The following is a 4956-nucleotide window of genomic DNA, read 5'->3' as shown; positions in this document are numbered from 1 at the left end:
TTCTATGTTGTCACTAGCAGACATTAATTCAATGACAAAATCGGGAGATAGAGGTAAAAATCTTTCCTTTTGTTGTGGGGTTAAAGCTTGCCATTTTTCTAAAGGTATCCAAGCAGCATCGGGAGAGCGATCGGCCCCATTAGGTAGTTTAAATCCTGTGGAAGAATCAAAAACTACACCTAATTTATTTAGGTTATTCCATAACCATAATTGGGCAGTGATTCCAGCGTTAGAATTACCCGTTTTTCCCCCAGTCGGTGGCATAATAATTAAATCTCCTTTTGGGTTGCGTTCCAAGCGCAAATCTCGGTTATCCTGACAAAGTTGAAAAAACTGTTCATCGCTGAGTTGAAACGAGTTAAATTTAACTTCTACTGTCATTATTATCCCCAACCTACTCTCGTCTAAAATTCATGGTAACGCGCTAGGGCAAGAGATGTTCTTGGATGAAATTAGTGTAAACATCTCCGGCTAAAAAGGCGGGAGTTTCCAATATTTTACGATGGAAATCAATAGTCGTCGGTACTCCCGTGATCGCACATTCCCGCAGGGCGCGTTTCATGCGTTTAATCGCAGTTTCGCGATTTTCTCCCCAGACAATTAATTTCCCAATTAGGGAATCGTAATAGGGGGGGATTTCGTAATCGGTGTAAACGTGGGAATCCATGCGGACACCGGGACCGCCGGGGGGCAGATAACCGCTAATTTTGCCGGGGTGAGGGCGAAAATTGTGATCGGGATCCTCGGCATTAATGCGACACTCGATCGAATGCCCTCTAAATATCACCTGATCTTGCTTAATTTGCAGTTTTTCGCCCTGTGCCACCAGAATTTGTTCTCGGATCAGGTCTATCCCCGTGATCATCTCCGTGACGGGGTGTTCCACCTGAATACGGGTGTTCATTTCCATGAAGTAAAAATTGCCGTGTTTATCGACTAAAAATTCCACAGTTCCCACCCCGACGTAATTAATCGATTTAGCGGCTTTAACGGCGGCATTACCCATTTTTGAGCGTAAATGGGGCGTTAAGAAGGGGCTGGGTGCCTCTTCTAGCAGTTTTTGGTGTCGTCGCTGAATCGAACAGTCTCTTTCTCCTAAATGGATCACGTTACCGTGACTATCGGCCAAAATCTGAAACTCGATATGTCGGGGACATTCGATAAATTTTTCTAGATATACTCCTGAATTGCCAAAAGCCGCTGCTGCTTCCCCTTGGGCGGCTTTTAACATATCACCTAGTTCATCTGAACTATTGACAAGACGCATCCCCCGCCCTCCACCGCCGGCGGTGGCTTTAATCAGGACAGGATAACCGATGTCATCAGCGATACGTTTTGCTTCCGCTTCTGAGGTAATTAAACCACCACTGCCAGGGATAGTAGGAACTCCCGCTTTTTGCATGGTTTTTTTAGCGGTAGATTTATCCCCCATAGCCAGAATAGCGCTGGGAGACGGACCGATAAAAGTTAACTGATGATCGGCACAAATTTCGGCAAAGCGGGCGTTTTCTGCCAAAAAACCGTAACCGGGATGGATCGCCGTGGCGTTGCGTGTTAGGGCAGCCGAGATGATATTAGGGATATTTAGGTAACTTTTGCTGCTTGGGGGCGGACCAATACAAACACTCTCATCGGCCAGTTGAACGTGAAGGGCATGGCGATCGATGGTAGAGTGGACGGCAACGGTTCTAATGCCCAATTCTTCGCAACTATGAAGGATTCTTAAGGCGATTTCCCCGCGATTGGCGATTAATATCTTGGCAAACTGCATTGGACGACCACGAGATCAGGCTGGTGTGATAGGCGACTATTTAGTAGAATATCTGGTTTTGTTACCTTGGGGAAATCGGGAAGTGGGGAAGTGGGGTGTGGGGTGTGGGGAAGTGGGGTGTGGGGTGTGGGGTGTGGGGTGTGGGGAGAATAAATAAAAGCAATCTCCTGACGACCGGCGACCGACTACCGGCGACCGACAGGGAAAATAACTGACTCGGTCTCCCTCCCCGGTCAAGATTGAAAGCGATAAGCTAGAGTGTGAGGAGTGAAAACTTTTTAATCTCGTTTCGCCCCTAGAGGATAATAGCTCGATGTTGCGAATTATCACAGAGCCATGGTCAGCCAGAACGGAACTGAGACGAATTCGGGAACGGTTCGACGATCCGGAAATTCGGGAAAAAGAATCGCTTGTCCGAGAGATTGTCGAGCAGGTGCGACTTTCTGGCGATCGCTCGTTGGTGGATTACACGGAAAAATTCTACCAACAGTCCCTTAATCTACAACAACTGAAGGTGAGTGGCTCGGAACTCGATGCTGCTTATCAACAGGTGTCGCAGGATTTATTAAATGCGATCGCCGTTGCCTGTCAAAAAATGGAGGCTTTTCATCGTCAGCGTCTTCCCAAAGCTTGGGTACAGTTTCCTGAGGATGGTACGGTTCGGGGGAAACGTTATCAACCGGTTAACAGCGTGGGAATTGTCGTTCCCGATGGTAAACGTGCCTATCTCAGTTTATTGCTCCAACAGGCGATTCCTGCCAAAATAGCGGGGGTTAAACGGATTGTGATGGTATCTCCTGCCGATGAAGATTTACGCATCCATCCGGCGATTTTAGTGGCAGCCCAATCGGTGGGTATTAGTGAGATTTATCGGGTGGCTGGACCACAGGCGATCGCCGCTTTAGCCTACGGTACAAAAACGATCGCTCCCGTGGAGATGATTGCCGGAATAGGTGATTTTTATACTAATTTGGCTAAAAAACTGGTTTCTGACCATGTAAAAATCGATTATCTCTCTATTACTTCTGATTTGGTTATTATTGCCGATAGTCAAGCCAATCCCAGGCAGTTGGCCCTAGATTTATTAGCGCAAGCGGAACAGTATTCCCTAGCGGCAGCGATTTTATTGACGACGGATAAGGCTTTGGCCCTAATAGTACAGGAAGAAGTGCAAAAACAGTTACAGGTACATCCCCAGAGATTGTTAACGGAAAAAGCGATCGCTCATTATGGTTTAATCGTGGTGGTGGAATCATTGGAGAAAGCGATCGAATTATCGAATCTTTTTGCTCCCACCCATTTATCCTTAATGATCGATGAGCCTTGGGAAAAGCTATCTTCTGTGAGACAATCGGGAACTATTCTCCTCGGTTCCACTACTCCAAAAGCGGTGGCTGATTATTTGGGTTGTCCCGTGGGAGTGGAAACTTTTCTCGATTCCGCCACTTTAATCGAATATCCTGCCGATTCTTTCGCCTCCATAGCCCACAATCTGCAAATATTAGCGCAAGCGGAGGGATTTACGACAACGGACGCGGGTATAGAATCCCGAGGTCAGGACAAGACCTAGAAAAACTATAATCTTCTCAAAGCAACTATTGGGTCTAATTTAGCGGCACGATGAGCGGGAACAACACCGAAAATTAGACCGATGGCACTAGAAACTCCTAAAGCGAGAATTATCGCAGGGATTGAGACACTGGTGGTTAAAGCGGCAAAAATTCCCGCTAGATACATTCCTTGAATGCCGACAAAAATCCCGATAATTCCGCCAGTGGTGGCTAAAATCACCGATTCAATGAGAAATTGACCTTTTATATCCCCTTCTTTGGCTCCTAAAGCCTTTCTTAACCCGATTTCTTGGGTTCTTTCCGTGACTGACACGAGCATAATATTCATTACGCCGATTCCCCCGACAAAAAGGGAAATACTGGCGATCGAGGCTAACATTCTAGTTAAACTATCGTTAGTCTCTTTGGTCATTTCTAAGACTGCGGTTTGAGGGAAAACCTGCACATAATTCTCGTCGCTGACCTGATGACGCATTTGCAGCAGGTTGCTAATCTGAAACTGGGCGGCTTTAATTTGGGCAGAGCTTTTCGCCAAGACAGAAATATGCGTTAGGGGAATGCCATAGATAGCTCTGCGTCCTTGAACCTGATTAGACATAGTAGTTAGGGGAATTAACGCTCGATCGTCCTGATTAGCCTCAAATAAGGAGCCTTTCGCCTGTAAAACTCCAATAACTTGAAAACTAAGATTGCCGATGCGAAGATTTTCGCCGACGGGATTGCGATTACCAAAGAGATTTTTGGCTAATTCCGATCCCAAGACAATCACGCGATTATCCCGTTTCAGGTCAGATTCCATAATAAATCTACCTTTAGATAGTTGACGGTTACGCACGTTTAGGTACTCGGCTCCCACCCCAATCAGGGGACTATTACTGGTTCTATTACCGAAGGATAAGATTCTTTTACCGCTCAATTCGGGAGAAATGGCGGCAATGGCGGGAACTTGAGATGCGATCGCTTGAGCATCTTCGTAGGTGAGAGGCCGGGGATTAGGAATTGTCCGCCGGACATTGCGCGAGGAGGTGGAAACAAATAAAACATTCGGACCGAGAGCTTCAAACTGCTCGAGGGCGACTTTTTGCGCTCCTTCACCCACTCCCACTAGGGCAATGACGGAGGCGTTACCGATAGCAATTCCTAGCATGGTCAGACCACTACGCAGTTTATTGCCCATCAAAGCGGAAAAAGCCATTTTCAGGTTTTCGAGCATTTCCATGGTTAGTTATATTCAGTGATCAGTGATCAGTAAACGGTAATCAGTAAACAGTAATCAGTAATCAGTAATCAGTAAACAGTAAACAGTAAACAGTAAACAGTAAACAGTAATCAGTAATCAGTGATCAGTAAACAGTAATCAGTGATCAGTAAACAGTAATCAGTAAACAGTAATCAGGGATAAAGATGAAGATATAGCGTTTCCTGTTGACAAGAGGTACATTCTCAATCCTGAAAAGCTTAATCAGCAAAGGGTAAAGTGTGCCACACAGATGTGAGAACCGCTATAAATAAATAACTAAATAGCTAATTAACTTACATCTGATAAATAAATAACTAATTAACTTAAAACTTACATCTGATAACTGATAACTGATAACTGATAACTGATAACTG

The 4956-nt window shown here is 45.5% G+C and carries 4 protein-coding genes; 1 reads left to right on the top strand and 3 read right to left on the bottom strand.

All coding sequences use genetic code 11. The annotated features are described in order from the left end of the window. The coding region (locus tag IM322_RS13445; RefSeq protein WP_287677024.1) for a Uma2 family endonuclease at window positions 1-381 on the bottom strand (381 nt) is incomplete at its 3' end. 43 nt (window positions 382-424) lie between these two features. Then, window positions 425-1771: an acetyl-CoA carboxylase biotin carboxylase subunit gene (gene accC / locus IM322_RS13440; RefSeq protein ID WP_287677027.1), complete on the bottom strand. Its 1347-nt coding sequence runs from the start codon at window positions 1769-1771 to the stop codon at window positions 425-427. Between the two features lie 313 nt (window positions 1772-2084). Between accC and hisD the strand changes: the two genes are divergently transcribed. After that, the gene (hisD, locus tag IM322_RS13435; RefSeq protein ID WP_287080098.1) at window positions 2085-3341 is read left to right on the top strand and encodes a histidinol dehydrogenase; all 1257 of its coding nucleotides are present in this window, start codon (window positions 2085-2087) and stop codon (window positions 3339-3341) included. A 5-nt stretch (window positions 3342-3346) separates the two neighbouring features. On the opposite strand, the gene IM322_RS13430 is transcribed toward hisD, so the two are convergent. Further along, a complete protein-coding gene (locus IM322_RS13430) occupies window positions 3347-4561 on the bottom strand; it encodes an ABC transporter permease (protein WP_287677029.1) in 1215 nt (404 codons plus the stop codon). Between the last annotated feature and the right edge of the window lie 395 nt (window positions 4562-4956).

It is taken from the genome of Microcystis sp. M109S1, assembly GCF_020247025.1.
Lineage (GTDB): Bacteria > Cyanobacteriota > Cyanobacteriia > Cyanobacteriales > Microcystaceae > Microcystis.
This window is presented reverse-complemented; position numbering and strand designations above follow the sequence as displayed.

Bases quoted from the DNA above. Each gene is read 5' to 3' on its own strand.
- accC (WP_287677027.1), bottom strand. From the start codon at position 1,771: ATGCAGTTTGCCAAGATATTAATCGCCAATCGCGGGGAAATCGCCTTA.
- hisD (WP_287080098.1), top strand. From the start codon at position 2,085: ATGTTGCGAATTATCACAGAGCCATGGTCAGCCAGAACGGAACTGAGA.
- IM322_RS13430 (WP_287677029.1), bottom strand. From the start codon at position 4,561: ATGGAAATGCTCGAAAACCTGAAAATGGCTTTTTCCGCTTTGATGGGC.